This window comes from Klebsiella aerogenes KCTC 2190 (genome assembly GCF_000215745.1).
GTDB classification, from domain to species: domain Bacteria; phylum Pseudomonadota; class Gammaproteobacteria; order Enterobacterales; family Enterobacteriaceae; genus Klebsiella; species Klebsiella aerogenes.
Genome location: NC_015663.1, coordinates 1,827,034 through 1,849,390 on the forward strand (window position 1 = coordinate 1,827,034; position 22,357 = coordinate 1,849,390).

At 59.6% G+C, this 22,357-nt stretch carries 20 protein-coding genes; 4 read left to right on the top strand and 16 right to left on the bottom strand.

Annotated elements, in window-relative coordinates:
* Positions 1–136 precede the first annotated feature (136 nt).
* A complete protein-coding gene (gene acs / locus EAE_RS08840; protein WP_015704069.1) occupies positions 137–2,095 on the bottom strand; it encodes an acetate--CoA ligase in 1,959 nt (652 codons plus the stop codon).
* A gap of 414 nt (positions 2,096–2,509) precedes the next feature.
* Here acs and gltP point away from each other — a divergent pair, with 414 nt between their 5' ends.
* Positions 2,510–3,820 carry a glutamate/aspartate:proton symporter GltP gene (gene gltP / locus EAE_RS08845; protein WP_015368716.1) on the top strand — a complete coding sequence of 437 codons (1,311 nt, stop codon included), beginning with the start codon at positions 2,510–2,512 and terminating at the stop codon, positions 3,818–3,820.
* Between the two features lie 35 nt (positions 3,821–3,855).
* Here the strand turns inward: gltP and EAE_RS08850 are convergent, their stop codons facing one another.
* Together EAE_RS08850 and fdhF are read right to left on the bottom strand one after the other, a co-directional pair.
* Positions 3,856–4,539: a tetratricopeptide repeat protein gene (locus EAE_RS08850; protein ID WP_026612428.1), complete on the bottom strand. Its 684-nt coding sequence runs from the start codon at positions 4,537–4,539 to the stop codon at positions 3,856–3,858.
* A 381-nt stretch (positions 4,540–4,920) separates the two neighbouring features.
* Positions 4,921–7,068, bottom strand: coding sequence for a formate dehydrogenase subunit alpha (gene fdhF / locus EAE_RS08855; protein WP_080624900.1), 2,148 nt, complete (start codon positions 7,066–7,068; stop codon positions 4,921–4,923).
* Between the two features lie 272 nt (positions 7,069–7,340).
* Here fdhF and EAE_RS08860 point away from each other — a divergent pair, with 272 nt between their 5' ends.
* On the top strand, positions 7,341–8,075 hold the full coding sequence (locus tag EAE_RS08860) for a response regulator (protein ID WP_015704071.1): 735 nt from the start codon (positions 7,341–7,343) through the stop codon (positions 8,073–8,075).
* A 32-nt stretch (positions 8,076–8,107) separates the two neighbouring features.
* Here EAE_RS08860 and EAE_RS08865 read toward each other — a convergent pair whose 3' ends face one another.
* Genes EAE_RS08865 through EAE_RS08875 form a run of 3 tightly spaced genes read right to left on the bottom strand, consistent with a single transcriptional unit; the run spans position 8,108 to position 11,595 of the window.
* A complete protein-coding gene (locus tag EAE_RS08865; protein ID WP_015368709.1) occupies positions 8,108–9,049 on the bottom strand; it encodes an ABC transporter substrate-binding protein in 942 nt (313 codons plus the stop codon).
* A gap of 30 nt (positions 9,050–9,079) precedes the next feature.
* Positions 9,080–10,078: an ABC transporter permease subunit gene (locus tag EAE_RS08870; RefSeq protein ID WP_015368708.1), complete on the bottom strand. Its 999-nt coding sequence runs from the start codon at positions 10,076–10,078 to the stop codon at positions 9,080–9,082.
* Entirely contained in the window at positions 10,075–11,595 is a 1,521-nt protein-coding gene (locus EAE_RS08875) for a sugar ABC transporter ATP-binding protein (protein ID WP_015704072.1), read from the bottom strand. Before EAE_RS08875 ends, EAE_RS08870 begins: the two co-directional genes overlap by 4 nt.
* 189 nt (positions 11,596–11,784) lie before the next feature.
* On the opposite strand from EAE_RS08875, the gene EAE_RS08880 reads away from it, so the two are divergent.
* Together EAE_RS08880 and yjdP are read left to right on the top strand one after the other, a co-directional pair.
* Complete coding sequence (locus tag EAE_RS08880) at positions 11,785–14,070, top strand: hybrid sensor histidine kinase/response regulator (protein WP_015704073.1); 2,286 nt, start codon at positions 11,785–11,787, stop codon at positions 14,068–14,070.
* A gap of 70 nt (positions 14,071–14,140) precedes the next feature.
* Positions 14,141–14,494 (top strand): DDRRRQL repeat protein YjdP, encoded by a 354-nt coding sequence (gene yjdP, locus EAE_RS08885; protein ID WP_015368705.1) that lies wholly within the window; start codon positions 14,141–14,143, stop codon positions 14,492–14,494.
* Between the two features lie 22 nt (positions 14,495–14,516).
* On the opposite strand, the gene phnP is transcribed toward yjdP, so the two are convergent.
* From phnP to phnF, 10 genes are all read right to left on the bottom strand, one after another.
* Complete coding sequence (gene phnP / locus EAE_RS08890; RefSeq protein ID WP_015704074.1) at positions 14,517–15,275, bottom strand: phosphonate metabolism protein PhnP; 759 nt, start codon at positions 15,273–15,275, stop codon at positions 14,517–14,519.
* 15 nt (positions 15,276–15,290) lie between these two features.
* A complete protein-coding gene (gene phnN / locus EAE_RS08895) occupies positions 15,291–15,854 on the bottom strand; it encodes a ribose 1,5-bisphosphokinase (RefSeq protein WP_015704075.1) in 564 nt (187 codons plus the stop codon).
* Positions 15,854–16,990: an alpha-D-ribose 1-methylphosphonate 5-triphosphate diphosphatase gene (phnM, locus tag EAE_RS08900; protein ID WP_015704076.1), complete on the bottom strand. Its 1,137-nt coding sequence runs from the start codon at positions 16,988–16,990 to the stop codon at positions 15,854–15,856. Before phnM ends, phnN begins: the two co-directional genes overlap by 1 nt.
* Positions 16,987–17,673 (bottom strand): phosphonate C-P lyase system protein PhnL, encoded by a 687-nt coding sequence (gene phnL / locus EAE_RS08905; RefSeq protein ID WP_015704077.1) that lies wholly within the window; start codon positions 17,671–17,673, stop codon positions 16,987–16,989. The genes phnM and phnL overlap by 4 nt, the downstream gene beginning before the upstream one ends.
* Positions 17,674–17,781: 108 nt before the next feature.
* Complete coding sequence (gene phnK, locus EAE_RS08910; protein WP_015368700.1) at positions 17,782–18,540, bottom strand: phosphonate C-P lyase system protein PhnK; 759 nt, start codon at positions 18,538–18,540, stop codon at positions 17,782–17,784.
* Positions 18,537–19,385, bottom strand: a complete 849-nt coding sequence (locus tag EAE_RS08915) for an alpha-D-ribose 1-methylphosphonate 5-phosphate C-P-lyase PhnJ (RefSeq protein WP_015704078.1) — start codon at positions 19,383–19,385, stop codon at positions 18,537–18,539. The genes phnK and EAE_RS08915 overlap by 4 nt, the downstream gene beginning before the upstream one ends.
* Positions 19,378–20,442, bottom strand: coding sequence for a carbon-phosphorus lyase complex subunit (locus tag EAE_RS08920; RefSeq protein ID WP_015704079.1), 1,065 nt, complete (start codon positions 20,440–20,442; stop codon positions 19,378–19,380). The genes EAE_RS08915 and EAE_RS08920 overlap by 8 nt, the downstream gene beginning before the upstream one ends.
* Positions 20,443–21,027: a phosphonate C-P lyase system protein PhnH gene (gene phnH / locus EAE_RS08925; protein ID WP_015368697.1), complete on the bottom strand. Its 585-nt coding sequence runs from the start codon at positions 21,025–21,027 to the stop codon at positions 20,443–20,445.
* On the bottom strand, positions 21,024–21,476 hold the full coding sequence (gene phnG, locus EAE_RS08930) for a phosphonate C-P lyase system protein PhnG (protein WP_015368696.1): 453 nt from the start codon (positions 21,474–21,476) through the stop codon (positions 21,024–21,026). The genes phnH and phnG overlap by 4 nt, the downstream gene beginning before the upstream one ends.
* Positions 21,477–22,202: a phosphonate metabolism transcriptional regulator PhnF gene (gene phnF, locus EAE_RS08935; RefSeq protein WP_015368695.1), complete on the bottom strand. Its 726-nt coding sequence runs from the start codon at positions 22,200–22,202 to the stop codon at positions 21,477–21,479.
* Positions 22,203–22,357: the final 155 nt, after the last annotated feature.

Genomic DNA, 22,357 nt, shown 5'->3' on the forward strand with positions numbered 1-22,357 from the left:
ACAGTGACTCGCCCGACGCTATTGCGTCGAGTCGTCGCTGATTTACCGCTTTCCTGCTGAATAGAATCCTTGGGGGGAGTTTATGTTTTTAACCTCTCCCTCCTAAGAGGGAGAGGGGGTAGGGAATAGGTTAAGGTTATGACGGCATCGCAATGGCCTGCTTCTCTTCGAGCAGTTTGTCCACTACGCCCGGATCGGCCAGCGTCGAGGTATCCCCGAGATTACTGGTATCGCCAGCGGCAATCTTACGCAGAATACGGCGCATGATTTTGCCGGAGCGGGTTTTCGGCAACGAGTCGGTCCAGTGCAGTACATCCGGCGTCGCCAGCGGGCCAATCTCTTTGCGTACCCAGTTACGTACTTCGGCATACAGCTCCGGTGTCGGCTCTTCGCCGTGATTCAGCGTCACGTAAGCGTAGATGGCCTGGCCTTTGATGTTATGCGGAATACCGACCACCGCCGCTTCGGCGATTTTCGGATGTGAAACCAGCGCGGATTCAATTTCCGCGGTGCCCAGACGGTGGCCGGAGACGTTCAGTACGTCATCGACGCGACCGGTGATCCAGTAGTAACCATCTTCGTCGCGACGGGCGCCGTCGCCGCTAAAATACATATTTTTAAAGGTCGAGAAATAGGTCTGCTCGAAGCGTTCATGATCGCCAAACAGGGTACGCGCCTGACCAGGCCAGGAGTCGGCGATCGCCAGATTGCCCTCGGTCGCGCCTTCCAGCGGCGTCCCTTCGTTGTCCACCAGTACCGGCTGGACGCCGAAGAACGGACGCGTGGCGGAACCGGCCTTCAGTTCGGTGGCGCCCGGCAGCGGGGTGATCATGAAGCCGCCGGTTTCGGTCTGCCACCAGGTGTCCATCACCGGGCATTTTTCGTTGCCGATCTTCTTCCAGTACCACTCCCAGGCTTCCGGGTTAATCGGCTCGCCGACCGAGCCGAGGATGCGCAGTGAGGAACGATCGGTACCTTCGATAGCTTTGTCGCCCTCCGCCATCAGCGCGCGGATCGCCGTCGGCGCGGTGTACAGAATATTGACCTGATGTTTATCCACTACCTGGCACATGCGCGCCGGGGTCGGCCAGTTTGGCACGCCTTCAAACATCAGCGTGGTGGCGCCGCAGGCCAGCGGGCCGTACAGCAGGTAGCTGTGACCGGTGACCCAGCCCACATCGGCGGTGCACCAGTAGATATCGCCCGGATGATAATCAAAGACGTATTTGAAGGTAGTCGCCGCATACACCAGGTAGCCGCCGGTAGTGTGCAGCACGCCTTTCGGCTTGCCGGTCGAGCCGGAGGTATAGAGGATGAACAGCGGGTCTTCGGCGTTCATTTCCACCGCTTCATGTTGGTCATCCGCTTTTTCAATCAGATCGCTCCACCACAGGTCACGACCTTCCTGCCAGTCGATTTTGCCGCCGGTGCGTTTGAGTACCACTACGTGCTCGATGCTGGTGACGTGCGGGTTTTTCAGCGCATCATCGACGTTTTTCTTCAGCGGGATGGCGCGACCGGCGCGTAACCCCTCGTCAGAGGTGATCACCAGGCGAGCGCTGGAGTCGATAATGCGTCCGGCAACCGCTTCCGGCGAAAAGCCGCCGAAGATAACCGAATGGATAGCGCCGATGCGCGCGCAGGCCAGCATGGCCACGGCGGCTTCCGGCACCATCGGCATATAGATTGCAACGACATCGCCTTTTTTAATGCCCAGATCGAGCAATACGTTGGCAAAACGGCAAACATCGCGATGAAGCTGGCGATAAGTGATATTTTTGCTCTGGCTGGCGTCGTCGCCTTCCCAGATGATAGCGGTCTGGTCGCCGCGCTCGTGCAGATGACGGTCGAGACAGTTGGCCGCGAGGTTCAGGGTGCCATCTTCATACCATTTGATGGAGATGTTTCCCGGCGCGAAAGAGGTATTTTTCACCTGTGTGTAAGGTTTGATCCAATCGAGGATTTTACCCTGCTCGCCCCAGAAGGCATCGGGGTTGGTGATGGATTGTTGGTAGTTCACCTGGTACTGTTGCGGATTCATCAGGCAATGTTCCGCAATCTCTGCGGGAATAGGGTGTTTATGTATTTGGCTCATGGCTTTTTTTCTCCTTTAACTTGTTAAATATATGTCAAATAACCGTTAAGAATAGGGGCTTTATGAGCTTTGTTTACTATTTGGGGGGCAGATCACGCATTGATTAAACTGAATGAAATTCAACCAAATGAAACTTTGAAGTGAAATAATTCATTTGCTGTATTTATAGAAACTGAATGTGTTAAATATTTTTTATAACAAATACTTATGCAATGTAATGCGCTGAAATGAGCGGATTTATGCAGAAAACCAGAGGAAAGCGCTGTTCTTAAAGGCTTGCGCAGCATGCCGTGCAAATGATACTGATATTGCGCGTTAAATAACCCCATAAAGCAACGCAACACAATTCATACCCCTTTCAGTGGGTGCCATTACCTCCCGGAATGGCGCCTTTCATTGAGGAAGTCAGTAGTGATGAAAAAAACAAAAGTCAGCCTGGCCTGGCAGATTTTGCTAGCCCTGGTGCTTGGCATACTTCTGGGCAGCTACCTGCATTACCACGCCGAAAGCCGTGATTGGTTAATCTCTAACCTCCTGACCCCGGCAGGCGATATCTTTATCCACCTGATCAAAATGATTGTCGTCCCGATTGTCATCTCGACGCTGGTGGTGGGCATTGCGGGTGTAGGCGACGCCAAGCAACTGGGCCGCATCGGCGCTAAGACCATCATCTATTTTGAAGTGATCACCACGGTGGCGATTGTGCTGGGGATCACCCTGGCGAACGTCTTCCAACCGGGCAGCGGCATTGATATGTCGCAGCTGGCGGCGGTCGATATCTCGAAATATCAGAACACCACCGCAGAGGTGCAGAGCCACGCTCATGGCCTGATGGGGACTATCCTGTCGCTGGTGCCGACCAATATCGTCGCCTCGATGGCGAAAGGCGATATGCTGCCGATTATCTTCTTCTCGGTGCTGTTCGGTCTGGGCCTCTCTTCATTGCCGGCGACCCATCGCGAACCGCTGGTCACCGTTTTCCGTTCTATCTCTGAAACCATGTTCAAAGTGACGCACATGGTAATGCGCTATGCGCCGGTCGGGGTCTTTGCCCTGATCTCGGTGACCGTCGCCACCTTCGGCTTCGCTTCGCTGTGGCCGCTGGCTAAGCTGGTTATCCTGGTTTACTTCGCGATTCTGTTCTTCGCGCTGGTGGTGCTGGGTATCGTGGCGCGGGTATGTGGGCTGAGCATCTGGATCCTGATTCGTATCCTTAAAGATGAGCTGATTCTGGCTTATTCCACGGCGAGCTCCGAGAGCGTGCTGCCGCGTATCATTGAGAAAATGGAAGCCTACGGCGCGCCGGCCTCAATCACCAGCTTCGTGGTGCCGACCGGCTACTCCTTTAACCTCGATGGTTCGACGCTATATCAGAGCATCGCGGCGATCTTCATCGCCCAACTGTACGGTATCGACCTCTCCCTGTGGCAGGAAATCACTCTCGTGCTGACGCTGATGGTGACCTCGAAAGGCATCGCGGGTGTACCGGGCGTCTCCTTCGTGGTGCTGCTGGCGACCCTGGGTAGCGTGGGGATCCCGCTGGAAGGGCTGGCGTTTATTGCCGGCGTCGACCGTATCCTCGATATGGCGCGTACCGCGCTGAACGTGGTCGGCAACGCGCTGGCGGTGCTGGTTATCGCCAAGTGGGAACATAAGTTTGATCGCAAGAAAGCGCTGGCGTATGAACGCGAAGTGCTGGGCAAGTTTGATAAAACCGCCCAATAAGATGTCAGAGCCCGGCCATTCGCGCCGGGCTTTTTTTAGCCTTTGGTTATCCTGTCGAACTCTTCACATCCGGTATCAAACCCCTCCTGACAGCTGACGTTAAGCCAGTGCAGCGCTTTTTGCGGGTTTGGTTCGATAAAACCTTTCTCTCCCTGCTGGAACATCATCCCTGCCCAGTATTCGGCATAGCCGGTGCGTGAAAGCGCCGAGCTGCCTTTGAAGTATTGCGCGGCCTTGAGGTCATCTTCCGGCGGCAGCACGCCGCTGGCGTAGATAAGCCCCAGCAGCATCTGCGCATCGACGGCGGAGTCGCTCTCTTCATCTTTGGCCGCATCCTGCAGCAACCTGATGGCGTGCGCATAATCGGTAGGGCCTGCCTGCTGATTGACCAGTACGCGGGCGAGGATAATCTCGCCGGCCTTGCTGCCGGCCTGCACGGATTTTTCCGCTAGCTGTCGGGCCTGTTGATAGTCGGCCTGCTGCGGGTTACGGATTTTAAGCTGAGCCAGCAGCGCCATCGCGTCGCCATCGCCCTGCGCCGCCGCTTTCTGCGCCCAGTATTCAGCCTGTTGATAGTTGCCGGAGCTAACCCAGGTGTCCGCCAGATAAAACTGCGCGCGTGGGTCGCCAGCTTCGGCCTGCTGTTGGTATTGGCTGCCCGGATCCGCAGCGTCTGCGGCGAAGCTTGTCAGCGCCAGCAGTAAATAGAGGTATTTCATTTTTTTATTATCAGTAAGGGAGACCCCCGCAGTATAAAGGGCGGCGGAAAAGAAGAAAATGGCGGGAATTAGCGGGGTGAATACCCGGATAGCGGCGCATAGCGCCTTATCCGGGCTACGGTTCGGTATTCGGTTGGTAGCCCCGGTAAGCGTAAGCGCCACCGGGGAGGGTTCCCGGATAGCGGCGCATAGCGCCTTATCCGGGCTACGGTTCGGTATTCGGTTGGTAGCCCCGTTAAGCGCAAGCGCCACCGGGGGAGGATTCCCGGATAGCGGCGCATAGCGCCTTATCCGGGCTACGGTTCGGTATTTGGTTGGTAGCCCCGGTAAGCGTAAGCGCCACCGGGGAAGGGCCCGGATATCGGGTAAGGCCGCCGAACCTTAACCCATCGCGCTTTCGCGCAGGCGGGCTTTTAGTTTGTTGTACTCCTCGATCACGTACTGCTCCGCCGCGCGCTGATCGGCAATCCGCTCAACGTTAACTGCGCAGTACTTGTACTCCGGCGTTTTGGTTATCGGGCTCAGGTTCTCCGACACCAGCTCGTTACAGGCGCCGATCCACCACTGGTAGGTCATGTACACCGCGCCTTTATTCGGCCGATCGCTGACCTGCGCGCGGGTGATGATGCGCCCCTTACGCGAATTGACCCACACCAGCGCTTCATCCTCGATGCCTAACCGTTCGGCGTCGGCGGTGTTGATTTGCGCATAGCCCGGTTCATCCGCCAGCGCTGCCAGCGCCGCGCAGTTGCCGGTCATCGAACGGCAGGAGTAGTGGCCGACCTCGCGCACCGTTGAGAGCACCATCGGATACTCGTCGGTGAGCTTATCGATCGGCGCGACCCAGTCGCAGGTGAAGAACTGCGCCAGCCCGTTCGGGGTATCGAACTTCTCTTTAAACAGATACGACGTCCCCTGGTCGGCGTCGGACTCATCGCGGCATGGCCACATGACATAGCCGAGCTCGCCCATTTTCTCATAGGTGGCGCCGTAGAAGTCCGGGCACAGATGCCGCAACTCATCCCAGATCTCCTGGGTGTTGTTGTAGTGCATCGGATAGCCCATCCGGGTGGCGATTTCGCTGATAATCTGCCAGTCGGTTTTCAGGTCCCACTTCGGCTCCACCGCTTTAAAGAAACGCTGGAAGCCGCGGTCCGCTGCGGTATACACGCCTTCGTGCTCGCCCCACGAGGTGGACGGCAGGATGACGTCGGCCGCGGCGGCGGTTTTGGTCATGAAAATATCCTGGACGATAACCAGTTCCAGCTGTTCAAACGCCTTGCGCACCGCGGAAAGCTCGGCATCGGTCTGCAGCGGATCCTCGCCCATAATGTACGCCGCGCGGACTTCACCGTGTTCGGCGCGGTGCGGCAGCTCGCTGATGCGATAGCCGGTATGTTCCGGCAGGCTGTCGACGCCCCAGGCTCTGGCGAACTTCTCGCGGTTTTCCGGGAACTTAACGTACTGGTAGCCCGGATAGGTATCCGGCAGCGCGCCCATATCGCAGGCGCCCTGGACGTTGTTCTGCCCGCGTACCGGGTTGACGCCGACGCTCGGCTTGCCGAGGTTGCCGGTAAGGATCGCGAGGCTGGTCAGCGAGCGCACGGTCTCCACGCCCTGGTAGAACTGGGTGACGCCCATGCCCCACAGGATGGCGGCGGATTTGGCGCTGGCGTACATCCGGGCGCAGGCGCGGATCTCCTGAGCGCTGACGCCGGTTATCTCTTCCACCGACTCCGGCGTATAACCTTCGACGATTTTGCGATACTCCTCGAAGCCTTCGGAACGGCTGGCGACGAAGGATTTATCGTACAGATCCTCTTCAATAATGACGTGGCCAATGGCGTTGAGCAGCGCGATATTCGAGCCGTTCTTCAGCGCGATGTGCATGTCGGCGATGCGCGCGGTTTCAATCTTGCGCGGGTCGCAGACGATGATTTTCGCCCCGTTGCGTTTGGCGTTAATGACGTGATTCGCCACGATAGGGTGGGAATCCGCCGGGTTGTAACCGAAGATAAACACCAGGTCGGTGTTATCAATCTCCGTGATGGCATTACTCATGGCGCCGTTACCGACCGACTGGTGCAGACCTGCAACCGAAGGGCCGTGTCAGACGCGAGCGCAGCAGTCGACGTTATTGGTGCCAATAACGGCGCGCGCGAATTTTTGCATCACGTAGTTGGTTTCATTACCGGTCCCGCGGGAGGAGCCGGTGGTCTGGATCGCGTCCGGGCCATATTTTTCTTTAATGGCGCCAAGGCGGGTGGCGACGTAATCGAGCGCCTCATCCCAGGAGACGGCTTCCAGTTTGCCGCCACGCTGGCGACGGATCATGGGGGTTTTGAGACGCGGGGTCAGGATCTGGGTATCGTTAATGAAGTCCCAGCCATAATAGCCTTTCAGACACAGGGTTCCCTGATTGGTTTTCCCCTGCGCCGCCTCAGCCCGGACGATTTTGCCGTTATCGACCACCAGGTTGATTTTGCAACCTGATGCGCAATACGGGCAAACCGTGACGACTTTTTTCATCGGTTTTGCTCCAGTTAATCAATTAGCGCTGACGCGCAATCGACCGTCACTATGCATCTTCTATGCCATGTTTTCATTGTGGGTATTGACGGATAGTACGCGGCTTTTTTGGGCGAAATGCTGACGAAAAACAGGTCATCGTCAGTTTTGACGTGACGAAAAGCCAGGAGATGTGACGCCGATTATAAAAACGGCAGCGAAAAATGGATTTGTCGTCGCCCGCTTGCACAATCGACCAGACTGACACTATTCCCGCCAGGCAGAGGTAAACCATGAAACCGGTCATTTTAGTGATTGATGATGACGTCGCGATTTGCGAGCTGCTGAGCGACGTGCTCGGCGCCCACGCGTTTGAGGTGGTGGCCTGCCAGAACGGCGGCGAAGCGCTGGCGACGGTCGCCCGGCGCGCAGATATCGCGCTGGTGCTGCTGGATATGATCTTGCCGGATACCAATGGATTGCTGGTGTTACAACAGCTGCAGCGCACGCGGCCTGAGCTACCGGTGATAATGCTTTCCGGGCTGGGAAGCGAATCGGATGTGGTGGTCGGGCTGGAAATGGGCGCCGACGATTACATCGCCAAACCGTTTAATGCGCGGGTAGTGGTGGCGCGCGTAAAGGCGGTGCTGCGGCGCAGCGGGGCGATCGGCGCGGAAAGCCTCGTGCCGGGCGGGGAGCATGGGCTGTTGTTTAACGGCTGGCGGCTGGATACCCGCCGCTGTGAGCTGTTTAATCCCCAACAGCAGAGCGTGGCGTTAACCCAGGGGGAGTATGGATTGTTGCTGGCGCTGGCGCAAAACGCCCGCCGGGTTCTGAACCGTGAACAGCTGCTGGCGCTGACCCATAATGAGAGCATGGAGGTATTCGACCGCACGATCGATGTGCTGATCATGCGCCTGCGGCGTAAAGTTGAGGTCAATCCGCATCAGCCCACCTTGATTAAAACCCTGCGCGGGCTGGGCTACGTTTTCGCCGCTGACGTTATCCATAACGACAAAGCGGCGTAGGGCGAAAAGAGACCCGGCGCCGCTTTGCCGCGTTATTTCACCGTCCAGCCCTTGTAGCTGCTGACGTTATTTTTATCGATCATTTTCACCGGGATCAGCACCGGCGCGGCTGGCGCGGGCTTGCCCTGCAGAATGTCATAACCGATTTCCACCGCCTTCGCCGCCATGACCTGCGGGTCCTGCGCCGGCGTGGCGACGAACAGCGAATTTTTACGCTTCAGCGCCTCTTCGCCGTCCGGACTGCCGTCGACGCCCACGATAAAGAACTCATTACGTTGCGCCTGTTTCGCCGCCAGATCGGCGCCAATCGCCGTCGGATCGTTAATCGCGAACACGCCGTCAATCTTCGGATTAGCTGCCAGCAGCGACGTCATCACCTCCAGCCCGCCTTCGCGGCTGCCTTTCGCGTTCTGGTTGGCAGAGAGGATTTTGATATCCGGATGTTTTTTGAATTCGGTTTCGCAGCCTTCAACGCGGTTCTGCACCGCGGAAACCGGCGGCCCGTTGATAATCACCACGTTGCCTTTGTTGTTCAGGCGATCGCTAATGTATTTACAGGCCATCGCGCCGGCCTGGGTATTATCGGAGGTGATGGTGGCATCGGCGCCTTCGGCGGCGACGTCAACCGCCACCACCACGATCCCGGCCTCTTTCGCCCGCTTCACCGCCGGGCCGATACCTTTTGAATCAGCGGCGTTGAGGATGATCATATCGACTTTGGCGGCGATAAAGTTATCGATCTGCGCTACCTGCTGCCCCAGGTCGTAGCCGCTCGACACCAGCGTGACCTTCACTTTATCCCCCGCCAGCTTGCGCGCTTCCAGCTCGGCCCCCTTGGTGATTTGCACGAAGAACGGGTTGGCGAGATCGCCCACCGTCACGCCTATCGCTTGTAGATCTTTGGCCGACGCAAAAGGGGAGGCGGCCAGCAGCGCGCCGGCACACAGCGCGGTCACTATCGGTTTTAAACGCATTCGCTTTTCCTCGCAGATAAGATGTTGTTGTTATGCACTTTGATGGTGTCGGGTACGGTATTTGTCGATCAGCACCGCTATGATGATCACCGCCCCTTTGATCACCAATTGCCAGAAGTAGGAGACGCCCATCAGCGTCATGCCGTTGTTGAGGGTGGCGATAATCAGCGCCCCCACCAGCGTACCGGTGATGGTGCCTATACCGCCGACGAAACTGGTGCCGCCGAGGATCACCGCGGCAATGGCGTCCAGCTCATAGCCGACGCCGAGGTTGCCGTTGGCGCTGTACAGCCGCGAGGCGCTCATCACCCCGCCGAGCCCGGAAAGCAGCCCGCTCATGCCGTAGACGAACAGCAGCACCAGCCAGACTTTAATCCCCGTCAGCCGCGCCGCCTGCATGTTGCCGCCAACGGCGTAAATATGAATACCGAGGGTGGTGCGGCGCAGGATAAACCAGCACACCGCCACGACCGCCAGCGCTATCACCACCAGCCACGGTACCGGGCCGAGATAGTTATTGCCGATCCATTCAAAACTAATATCGGAGTTAATCACCGTGGTGCCGTCGGCCAGCAGATAGGCGGCGCCGCGCAGCGCGGTGTAGGTGCCAAGGGTGACAATAAACGGCGGTAACCCGGCGAAGGCCACCAGCGCGCCGTTGAACAGCCCGAGCAGCAGGCCGAGCATCAGCGCCGCCGGAATCGACAGCATCGCGAATGGCGGGATGAGCGATACCACCATCGCCGCAACCGCGGTGGTGCCGAGTATTGACCCCACCGACAGATCGATACCGCCGGTAAGAATAATAAAGGTCATCCCCGCCGCCAGCACGATGTTGATGGAGGACTGGCGGGTAATATTCAGCAGGTTGCTTTCGGTAAAGAAGTTCGGCGCGACGAAGCCGAACACCGCGACGATCAGGATTAAAATCGGCAGGATGCCGACGGTTTGCATCAGGTCGCCCATCAGCATTTTTTTTGCCGAGGCGGATTTCGCCGCCGGCGCGGAGGTCTCTTTCGGTATGCTCATGCTTGTCCTGCCTTTAGGTGAGAATCGTTCACGCCGGTCGCCAGCGTCATAATGCTTTCCTGACTGATCTCGCCAACCTGCAACTCGCCGGCGATAGCGCCTTCGCGCATCACGTATACCCGGTCGCTCATGCCTACGATTTCCGGCAATTCGCTGGAGATCATTAAAATGGCGACGCCCTGGCGGGCCATCTGATTCATGATGCGGTAAATCTCGCTTTTGGCGCCGACGTCAACGCCGCGGGTCGGTTCATCCAGGATGAGAATGCGCGGGCCGATCGCCACCCAGCGTGAAATCAGCAGCTTTTGCTGATTGCCGCCGGAAAGCCCGCCGGCGCGTACCTGAGCATGCGGGACGCGGATGTTCAGCAGCTGGATGGCGTCATCTGAGATGGCTTGCGCCTTCTTCCGGTCGAGCATTCCCCAGTTGGCGTCGCGCTCAAGCGTCGCCATGGTGATGTTCTCCTGCGCCGCCAGTTCGAGAAACAGCCCCTGTTCTTTACGGTTTTCGGTCAGAAAGCCGATCCCGAGGTCAATCGCTTCGCGCGGCGAGTGAATAACCACCGGTTCGCCGTCGATTTCAATGACGCCGCCCGTCGCTTTGCGGACGCCGAAAATCAGTTGCGCCAGCTCGGAACGCCCGGCGCCGACCAGTCCGGCCAGGCCAACGATTTCCCCGGCGTGCACCACCAGGCTGCTGGGATGCACTTTGCCGCCGTCGCTGAGATCCTGCACCCGCAGGCGCGGCTGGCCGCGCGGGATATCGCGCTCTTTATTGAACAGATCGCTAAGCGGACGGCCAACCATCATGCGCACTAATTCGGGGGCGCTAAGGTGGTCGCGGGTGAGGCTGCCGACATACTGGCCATCGCGCAGCACGCTGACCCGGTCGGAGAGTTCATACACTTCGGCCATGCGGTGGCTGATATAGATGATTGCCATCCCTTCATCGCGCAGGCGTAAAATCAGCTCAAACAGGCGCTGCGTTTCTCGCGAGGAGAGGGCGGCGGTAGGTTCATCCATCACCAGAATGCGGCTGTTGCGATGCAGCGCGCGGGCGATTTCCACCTGCTGCTGTTCGGCGATAGTCAGCTTCATCACTCGGTCGCTGGCTTTGAACTGCGCGCCGAGCCGGTCGATAACCGCCTGCGCCTGGGACTCCATCTCTTTGCGCTGTACCAGACCGCCGCGGGAAAGCTCGCTGCCGAGGAAAATGTTTTCCGCGACGGTGAGATTCGGCGCCAGCTGCATCTCCTGATAGATAAGCGTAATCCCTGCCGCCAGCGCATCTTTCGGGCCTCTGATCGTCTGCGGTTGTCCGTCGATCAGGATCTCGCCGCTGGAGGCGGTATAGGCGCCGGCGAGGATCTTCATCAACGTGCTTTTTCCCGCGCCGTTTTCGCCCATCAGCGCGTGGATCTCGCCGGGCCAGACCGTCAGATCCACCCCTTTCAGCGCATAAAATTTGCCGAAAACTTTGGCGATGTTGCGCATGGATAGCACCGGTGTTCCCTGCATGCCTGCTCTCCTGGCTGCGTTGTCGATGTCGGCACTTCATCACCGCAACGTAAATGAGTGATGTCATCGGCCATTCATAATTGTCATATTTTTGAATAGTTAATGCAGATCACAATTACGCCAAGAAATTTTCTTCACCTTCGGCGACAGTCCGGGAATGATGGGAGAAAACGCCTGACCGGAGTCGCCATGCCTTCTCGCCATCCGTACTTTTTCGTTAGCGCCCGCGGTCGCCTGCTGTCATTTAACTTGTTGATGGTGGCGGTGACGTTAATGGTCGCCGGAGTGGCGATTTTCGGTTTTCGCCATGCCAGTCAGTTGCAGGAGCAGGTGCAGCTGCAAACGCTTAGCGACATGAACGGCAGTATGAATCTGGCGCGTGATACCGCCAACGTCGCCACCGCGGCGGTGCGGTTGTCGCAGGTGGTTGGCGCGCTGGAGTATAAAAGCGAAGCGCAACGGCTGCTGGAAACCCAACAGGCGCTGAAGCATTCGTTGGGCCAGTTGGCCTCGGCGCCGCTGGCCCGGCAGGAACTGGCGCTGGTAGCGAGCATTATTCGTCGTAGCAACGAGCTGCAGCAGAGCGTCGCCGGCATGCTGGAACGCGGGCAACGCCGCCATCTGCAGCGCAATGAACTGCTGAGCGCGCTGTATCAAAACCAGAGCTATTTGCGCCATTTGCAGGATCTCAACGATCGCGAGGGTAAACCGCCGATCGATCCTCAGCGCTTAAACGAAATGGACCGGCTGATCGTCGCCGCGATTCATACTGCGACGCCGCGCTCGATCGTCCTGCAGCTCGATGACATCAGACGCTTTTTACCGCACAACGATAGCGATTCTGCGCTGGCCTTTATCCTGCCGGATTTCAACGCCGAACTGGCGCGGCTGGCGCCGCTATCGGCGCAGCTTGAAGAGAGCGATCTGGCGATCGGCTGGTATATGTTTCATATCAAAGCGCTGGTTGCGCTGCTTAATGGCGATATTAATCAATATGTTGCCAGAGTCGCTCAAGCTTCGGAGGCGCGAGCGGCGCAAAGCCACCAGCAGTTGCGCTCCATCAGCACGTTTATCCTGCTGGCCGCGCTGCTGGCGCTGGCGATCACCGGGTGCGCTGGCTGGTATATCTATCGTAATCTTGGCCTCAATCTGAACGCGATATCCGGGGCGATGTCGCGGCTGGCGCACGGCGAGCAGAACGTGACGGTGCCGGCCCTGCAACGGCGTGATGAGCTTGGCGAACTGGCGCGCGCCTTTAACGTTTTCGCCCGTAATACCGCTTCCCTTGAACACACCACCCGCCTGCTGCGGGAGAAAACCACCCAGATGGAGATTGACCGCCTTGAGCGACAGGGGCTGGAGGAGGCGCTGCTGCATAGCCAAAAAATGAAAGCCGTCGGCCAGCTTACCGGCGGCCTGGCCCACGATTTTAACAACCTGCTGGCGGTGATTATCGGCAGCCTCGAACTGGTACAGCCGGATGAGCGCGATGCGCCGCGGATATCGCGGGCGCTGAAGGCTGCCGAACGCGGCGCCTTACTTACTCAGCGGTTGCTGGCCTTTTCGCGTAAACAGGCGCTGAACCCGCAGGCGGTGGCGCTGCAGCCGTTGCTGGAGAATGTCTGCGAACTGATGCGTCATTCGCTCCCCGCATCGTTGCGTCTCGAAATAGAAGCGCAGTCGCCTGCCTGGCCGGCGTGGATCGATGTCGGACAACTGGAAAACGCGATTATCAACCTGGTGATGAACGCCCGCGACGCTATGGAGGGGCGGTCAGGCGTTATCGCGCTACGAACCTGGAACCAGCGGGTCACCCGTAGCGATGGACGGCGTCAGGATATGGTGGCGCTGGAGGTGATTGACCACGGCTGCGGCATGTCGCAGGAGATAAAAGCGCAGGTTTTCGAGCCCTTCTTTACCACCAAACAGACCGGTAGCGGCAGCGGTCTTGGGCTGTCGATGGTGTACGGTTTTGTGCGCCAGTCGGGCGGGCGCGTGGCGATTGAAAGCGCGCCGGGGCAGGGCACCACCGTACGTTTGCAGCTACCGCGAGCCACGGTAGCGGCGGAGGATGAACGAACGCCGTTGGTTAGCGAACCGATGGTGAGCGGCGAGCGGCTGGCGTTGGTGCTTGAGGATGAAGCCGATGTGCGCCAGACGTTATGCGAGCAGCTGCATCAGCTGGGTTGGATGACGCTGGAGGCACAAAGCGGCGAGCAAGCGCTGCAGATGCTGGCGGCCTCCGGGGATATCGCGTTGTTGATTAGCGATTTAATGCTCCCTGGGGGGCTGAGCGGCGCCGAGGTCATTCACGAAGCGCAACGCCGCTTCCCGGCGGTGGCGCTGCTATTGATTAGCGGCCAGGATTTGCGCCCTGCGCATAATCCGGCGTTGCCTGAGGTTGAACGACTGCGCAAGCCTTTCACCCGCACGCAGCTGGCGCAGGCGTTGCGTGCGGCGATGGCGCGGATTTGAGATTCCTCCGCTACACGCGGCAAATAGGGTTGATTAAGGTACCACCAGTACCCTGATGAGACTGGCCACGATGAAACGTTACGCAACCGCTCTGTTTTTTTGCACGCTGGCGCTGAGCAGCCAACTGGCCCATGCCGATATTATTGACGACGCTATTGGCAATATTCAGCAAGCCATCAACGATGCCTACAATCCGGGCAGCAGCCGTTCCGACGACGACGACGGGCGCTATGACGACGGACGCTACGATGACGGCAGCTATCAGGGCAGCCGCCAGCAGCGTAGGGATAACCAGCAGCAATATAACGATCGCCAGCGCCAGCTTGACGACCGCCGTCGCCAGCTGGATGAACGCCAGCGCCAGCTTGATAGCGATCGTCGCCAGTTGGAGAGCGACCAGCGCCGTCTCGACGACGATTACTGATTTTCCATTGCCATGACGCCGGTTACTCCAGCACGATCTCCATGCCGTCGTATCCCGCCTCGAACCCTTTCGGCAGCGGGTTATCCATCATCCAGCGGTCGAACTGATGGCTGATATGGGTGAGGATCACCCGCGGGCAGCCAAGTACCTGGTTCAGCGCGCGCACGGTATTAAAGTCGCTGTGGTTGCGCGGTGTCTCTGTTCTGGGCTCGTGGCTGCAATCGATGACAATCACCTGCGGCTGATTATTAAGTAAAAACTTCAGCGTCTTCTCCGGCAGTCCGGCGGTATCCGCAAGCCAGGCCACCCGGCTGTGCGCCGACTCCAGCAGATAGCCGTAGGTCAGCTTTGAGTGGATTAACGGCAGCGGCGTGACCTGTAGCCCCTGTAGTTCAAATACCGTGAAGGGGGTAACGGTGTGGCTAAAATCGAGGATGCCGGGATGCTTAAACAGATCGTCGCAGCCGATGTCATCCGGCGGGCCGTATACCGCAATCGGATCGCCCACGCCCCAGCGCAGGGGGAACAGCCCCTGTACGTGGTCCATATGGTAATGCGTCAATAAAATCTGCTGGAAGCTGCCCGCGGGCTGGCGTTCCGCCAGGTCTGCCAGTCCGGCGTCGAGCAGCGTGACCGCATGGTTAAAGCGCACCACCGCGCTGCAGGGGCGGCGGCGAGAGCGCGCATCGGCGCGGGCGCGCTGGCAGGCGGCGCAGTCGCAGCCGAAGACCGGCACCTGCTGGGCGCCGCCGGTGCCGGTCAGGCGGATCGTCAGGCTCATCGTATTACCTTACCCTCAGGCATGCTGATTCTCTTCACGTCCGGCGTGCTGGCGCAACAGCTGGAAGAAACGCTCTACCGATTGCCCAAGGCTGCCGTCGTTATTCAACGTCAGGCAATCGGCCGGTTTATAGCGCGCGGCGCGTTGCAGGCGTTGGGCGATTTCCACGGCATTTTCCCGGCCGCGCTGTTCAAGCCGCTGGCGCAACACCGATGGCGAAACTTCGAGACAAATCGGTACCAGCACGTCATCGTAACGTTCCCGCGCCTGCGCCAGATGCGCGCGCGAGCCGTTGGCGACCACATCAAAACCGGCATGCAGCCAGAGGTCGATCTCTATGCCGACGCCATAGTAATTATTGTTGGCATGCCAGCTTAGCGCGAAAAGATTACGCTCGGCGCGGGTGAAAAACTCATGCTCGCTGAGCGCAATATGGTTCTCGCAGCCCGCCTGGTGCGGTCGGGTGATGTAGCGATGCGCGACCAGCAGTTGCGGATGCTCACGCTGGCGCAGCGCGGCCAGCAGACTATCTTTTCCCGACCCGGAAGGGCCGACCAGCCAAATCAGTTTTCCAGGCATTAAAAGACCCTCTTTCCCTGACGCCAGACGTGATCGATATGGACGTGCTCGCCGCGGCGGTGCGCCAGTACCAGATCGGCGCGTTTGCCTTCGGCGATGACGCCGCGGTCATGCAGACCCAGCGCCTGCGCCGGATGTTTGCTGACCAGACGGATAGCCTGCGCCAGCGTGAAAGCGTTGTCGTCGCTATCGGCGATACGGAAAGCGGCATCAAGCAGGCTGGCGGGGTAGTAGTCGGAAGAGAGAATATCTAACAGGCCGCTGGCGGCTAGTTGATGCGCGGCGACATTGCCGGAATGCGAGCCGCCGCGCACGATATTCGGCGCCCCCATCAACACATTCATTCCGTGCTGGCGCGAAGCCTGCGCGGCGGCCAACGTGGTGGGAAATTCGGCAATCACGCTGCCAAGCTGGTGGGATTCGGCGACATGTTCATGAGTGGCGTCGTCGTGGCTGGCGAGAGCGATTTGGCGCTCCCGACACATTGCGGCGATAGCCTGGCGATTAGGCTGCGACCAGGCCGCCGCCAGCGCCATTTGCTCCTCTTCAAAGCGTTGCATCTGCTCGCCGCTGAGCTGATATTTGCCCTGATAATATTCGCGATATTTTTCGCGGTTGGCGAACTGGCGTTGACCCGGCGAGTGGTCCATCAGCGACACCAGAGTGACCGGCTCGCGGTCGACCAACTTTTCAAACAGCGGCAAGGTGGTGTGGTGCGGCAGTTCACAACGCAGATGCAGGCGGTGCTCGGCGCGGTTAAGCCCGCGTTTTTGCGTCTCTTCCACCGCGTTGATCATCTTTTCCAGGTTCTCAAGGCGGTCACCGCCGTCGCGCACGTCGCCAATCGCCACGGCGTCGAGTACGGTGGTGATGCCGCTGGCGACCATCAAAGCATCGTGGCTGCTCATCGCCGAGTGTGCAGGCCAGTCAACCTTTGGCCGCGGGGTGAAGAATTTATCCAGGTTATCGGTATGGAGTTCGATAAGCCCCGGCAGCAGCCAGCCGCCTTCGCCATCGAGGGCGCCGGGCAGTCGGCTCTGGCTCTCGGCAAAGGCGTAAATCCGCCCCTCCTGCACTTCCAGTGAACCATTGATGGTCTCGTCTTCCAGTACCAGCTTTACGTTATTGATTATCATACAGTGATACCCATTGGGTGCAGGCGATCGGCGACCTGGCCGCGTACCGTTTCATCATGGAAAATACCGACGATAGCTGCGCCGCGCGCTTTAGCCTGCTGGATCAGCGCCACCACCGCAGCGCTGTTGTTGGCATCCAGCGAGGCGGTGGGTTCATCAAGGAGTAAAATCGGATAGTCGACCGCAAAACCGCGGGCGATGTTGACCCGCTGCTGTTCGCCGCCGGAAAAGGTGGACGGCGCCAGATGCCACAGACGCTCCGGCACGTTGAGCTGGGTCAGCAGGCGGGCGGCTTTAGCGGCGCTCTCTTCGCGCGGCGTACCGAGGTCGAGCAGTGGCTGCATGACGACTTCCAGTGCGGATATCCGCGGGATCACCCGCAGAAACTGGCTGACCCAACCGATGGTGGTTTTACGCACTTCCAGCACCTTGCGCGGCGTGGCGGTCACCAGATCTACCCATTCGTCGCCGTGGCGGATATGAATATGACCGCTGTCCGGCAGATAGTTAGCGTACAGCGAGCGCAGCAGCGTCGATTTGCCGCTGCCGGAATGGCCGTGCAGCACCACGCACTCCCCGGCGTTAACGGTGAGCGAAGCGTCGGCGAGCACCGGCAGGCGTACGCCGTGCTGTTGGTGCAGAACAAAGGTTTTATGGATGTTTTCAACGCGTATAGCGTTCATTTTTAGCCTCATTAGCATTCGTGCCTCCCCGGCGTCGCGTTGCTCGGCCGGGCTACGCTGAATTTGTAGCCCGGCCAAGCGCAGCGCCGCCGGGAACGGCACCGAGGGTTAGTTCTGCAACACCGACGACACCAGTAGCTGGGTGTAAGGATGATGCGGATCGTCGAGTACCCGGTCGGTTAAGCCACTTTCCACCACCTGTCCTTGTTTCATCACCAGCAGGCGGTTCGCCAGCAGGCGGGCGACGCCGAGATCGTGGGTGACTATCACCGCCGCCAGACCCAGCTCCACTACCAGCCCGCGCAGGAGATCGAGCAGGCGCGCCTGTACCGAGACGTCCAGCCCGCCGGTGGGTTCATCCATAAACACCAGTTTCGGCTGCGTCACGAGATTGCGGGCGATTTGCAAGCGCTGCTGCATACCGCCGGAAAAGGTGGTCGGCAGGTCGTCGATGCGGGAAGGCGGGATCTCCACCTCCTGCAGCCAGCGTTCGGCGGTGGCGCGAATGTCGCCGTAGTGGCGAGCACCGGTCGCCATCAGCCGTTCACCGATGTTGCCGCCCGCCGAGACCTGGCGACGCAGGCCGTCCATCGGGTGCTGATGTACAACGCCCCATTCGGTGCGTAGCAGGCGGCGGCGTTCGGCTTCGCTCATGGCATACAGCGAGCGCTGTTGATACCGCACTTCACCCTGTTGCGGCGCCAGACGAGCGGAAATCGCTTTCAGCAGCGTGGTTTTACCGGAGCCGGATTCGCCGACGATGCCGAGCACTTCGCCCGGCCACAGCTCGAAAGAGACATCGCTAAAACCTTTGCCCGGCGCATAGAGATGGGTCAGGTGATTAACTGTAAGTAACGGCTGGCTCATTTTTTCTGCGCCTCGCTCTGTTGGCGGCAATAGTCGGTATCGGAGCAGACAAACATCCGCTGGCCGCTGTCATCCAGCACCACTTCGTCAAGATAGCTGTGACGCGAACCGCAAATGGCGCAGGGTTCATCCCACTCCTGCACACTAAACGGGTGATCGTCGAAATCGAGGCTTTCGACTGCGGTATAGGGCGGCACCGCGTAGATACGCTTTTCGCGCCCGGCGCCGAACAGCTGCAGCGCCGGCATCATGTGCATTTTGGGGTTATCGAATTTCGGGATCGGCGAAGGGTCCATCACGTAGCGGCCGTTCACCTTCACCGGATAGGCGTAGGTGGTGGCGATATGGCCGAAGCGGGCGATATCCTCATACAGCTTCACCTGCATTACGCCGTACTCTTCCAGCGCGTGCATGGTGCGGGTTTCGGTTTCGCGCGGTTCGATAAAGCGCAGCGGCTCCGGGATCGGCACCTGATAGATCAGGATCTGATCTTCCACCAGCGGCGTTTCCGGGATCCGGTGGCGGGTCTGGATCAGGGTGGCGTCTTCGGTGCGTTCGGTGGTGGCGACGCCGGTTACGCTTTTAAAGAACTGGCGGATCGACACCGCGTTGGTGGTGTCATCGGCGCCCTGATCGATGACCTTCAGTACGTCGTTCTCGCCGATAACGCTGGCGGTCAGTTGGATCCCGCCGGTACCCCAACCGTAGGGCATCGGCATTTCGCGGCCGCCGAAGGGCACCTGATAGCCGGGAATGGCCACCGCTTTCAGTATCGCCCGGCGGATCATGCGCTTGGTTTGCTCATCAAGATAAGCAAAGTTATAGCCAGTCAGTGGGTTAGCCACGTTCGTTCTCCCGTTGCAGGCGTTTCAACAGCGCCAGTTCGGCCTGGAAATCGACATAGTGCGGCAGTTTCAGATGCGAGACGAAGCCGGCGGCTTCAACGTTATCGGCGTGCGCCAGCACGAACTCTTCGTCCTGGGCCGGTCCGCTTATCTCTTCGCCGTATTCCGGCGCCTGAAGGGCGCGGTCGACCAGCGCCATGGCCATCGCTTTACGCTCGCTCATGCCAAACGTCAGGCCGTAGCCGCGGGTGAAGTGCGGCGGCTCATCCTCTGGATCGACAAAGCCGTTGACCATTTCGCATTCGGTCAGCAGCAGCTCGCCAATATTGACGCTAAAACCCAGCTCTTCCGGCACGATTTCCACCTGCACGTAGCCGCTGCGGATCTCGCCGGCAAACGGGTGGTTGCGGCCATAGCCGCGCTGGGTTGAGTAGGCCAGCGCCAGCAGATAGCCTTCATCGCCGCGTACCAGCTGCTGCAGCCGCGAGGAGCGCGAGCAGGGATAGACCGGCGGGGTGCGGGTGATATCGTCAGGCGGCGCGCCGCAGTCCGCTTCAGCTTTGGCCAGCCCCTGCTGCGTCAGCAGGTTGAAGACGTGCGGCGTCGGCTGCGTTTCGCTACCGGCTTTCTGCACCGACGGCGGTTCGCCGTTGGCCAGCAGGGCAAAATCGAGCAGGCGGTGGGTATAGTCGTAAGTGGGGCCCAGCAGCTGGCCGCCGGGGATATCTTTGTAGACCGCGGAGATGCGGCGCTCGAGGCGCATCCCGGCGGTATCAACCGGTTCGCTGACCGCCAGCCGCGGCAGGGTGGTGCGGTAGGCGCGCAGCAGGAAGATCGCTTCGACGTTATCGCCGCTGGCCTGCTTCAGCGCGAGCGCCGCCAGTTCGCGGTCGGCGATGCCGCCTTCGGTCATCACCCGGTCCACCGCCAGGCTGAGCTGTTCGCTTATCTGCTCGACGCTCAGTTCGGGAAGCCGTCCATCGCCCCGTCGTTTCTGCTCTTGCAAAGCGTGAGCGGCGCTAATCGCCTTCTCGCCGCCTTTGACGGCAACATACATTTAGCACACCTCCACGTGGGTGGTACGCGGGATAGCCAGCAGGCGCTCGCCGCAGGTCAGGATCAGGTCAATGCCCAGTGGGAACGGGTGCGGGCGTTCGGTTAATTCGTCGATGATGCAGTCCGGCAGTTGGGGGGCGATCATTCGCTCCTCGGCAATGCCCGCGCCGGTCAGGCGCAGCATGCGTCCGCCGCTCAGGCTGGCTAGTTGCACAATCAGCGTGACGCCGGTTTCCGGCGCCGCCACGGTACCGGCGGAAAGGACATTAAGCTGTTCGGCGCTGATGGTGTCGCAGGCGACGGCAAATACCGCCTGCTGCGGCTGTTCCACCAGCGTCGCGCCGGTATGGAAGCGCAGATTTTGGCTGACCAGATCGTTATGCAGCGCGGCGGCCATCCATACCGGGGTGTCGTGATCGGCCAGGGTCAGCAGCAAGCTGGTGGAGGCGATATTCAATGGCTGCCAGCCGTGCTGAAGCTGCTGCAGGGAGACAATCACTCCCGGCTCGCTCATTGCTTTCAGCAGGCGGCGGAAACTGTGTTGGGCATCCTGCACCGGTAGGGTAAAGGCGGTTTGTAATGTCATGCGTTATCTCCGCGAACCAGAGTAAAGAAGTCGACCCGGCTGGCGTTGACTTCGGCGCGGCGGGCGTCGAGGCGCGCGCTGCGTTGTGCTTCCAGCGGGGTAATGAGGGTTTCCATTAAGGTGTGAAAATAGTGAGGCGATTGCAGCAGGCCATCGATCGCCGCGCAGCGTTCGGCGTGGGGGCGGTCGCGGCCCAGAATCCAGCTGTAGCCGAGGGTGCCATCGGCCAGGCGTACGGCGGCGCGGGTCAGAGTGGCGTCACCGGCAAAGAAACGATCGCCGATGCCGCCCATACGCGCCTGGAGCTGTACCAGCCCGGTTTCCGGGGCGCGAATTAATTCATACTCCGGCGCCAGCCGCAGCGATTGCATGCGCGCCAGAAGGTCCTGCGGTTCACTGTGGGCCAGCACGGACATCCAACGCTGGCGGGTGGCGGTATCGAAGTGCATTCAGTGCTCCATGGTGAATTCAATCATGTCGGCGCGGGTCAGGCTGACGGAGTACTCCGTCGTGACTGTCTCGCCCTCGCGGCTATTGAGCGTGCGTACGCACAGCAGCGGCGCCATATTGGGGATTTCAAGCAGCTTGCTCTCTTTCGCCTGCGCGCGGCGGGCGCTGATTTTGGTGCGCACGCGGGTCAGTTCGATGGCGAGTTGGTCGCGCAGCAGGTCGTGTAGCGAGCCATGGGTGAAGGTTTGCAGCACCGGCCAGAAGCGCAGGTCGGCGAAGTAGTGGTCAATCAAACACAGCGCCACGCCGTTAACCCGGCGCAGGGTGCGCAGATGAATGACGGTTTCGCCTTCGGCGATGCCAAAGGCTTCGGCAACGTGGCTGCTGGCCGGGCGCAGCACCGACAGCAGTTTCTCGCTGGTCGGGTGGCTGCCTTGTTCCAGCAGATTCTGGCTAAAACGCGCCTGGGCGTTGAGCGGGTAGTCAATGGGGCGCATCAATACCAGCACGCCGACGCCCTGGCGGCGCTGGACCCATCCGCGTTCCACCAGCTGATCGATGGCGCGGCGTAGGGTGTGGCGGTTAACTTCAAAGCGCGCCGCCAGTTGTTGTTCCGCAGGCAAATAGTCGCCGCAGCGATAGTGATGGCGCAGCTCCTGTTCAAGCCTGGCGGCAATTTCCTGATACCGGGTGGGGTAACTGGTCGGATGTCTGGATAAGTACATGGTTATCGAGCCTCACTAAGCACTTTGGGGTTCCCCGTTGAGCGTGGGCCGATACTGACGCGTTTTTGTTACATTCCTGTTAAGTCACGATGACCGCAGGATGAAGAGTTAATGCCGGTGAGATGACAGGGCGGAGAAGCCGCCCTGGAGAGAAG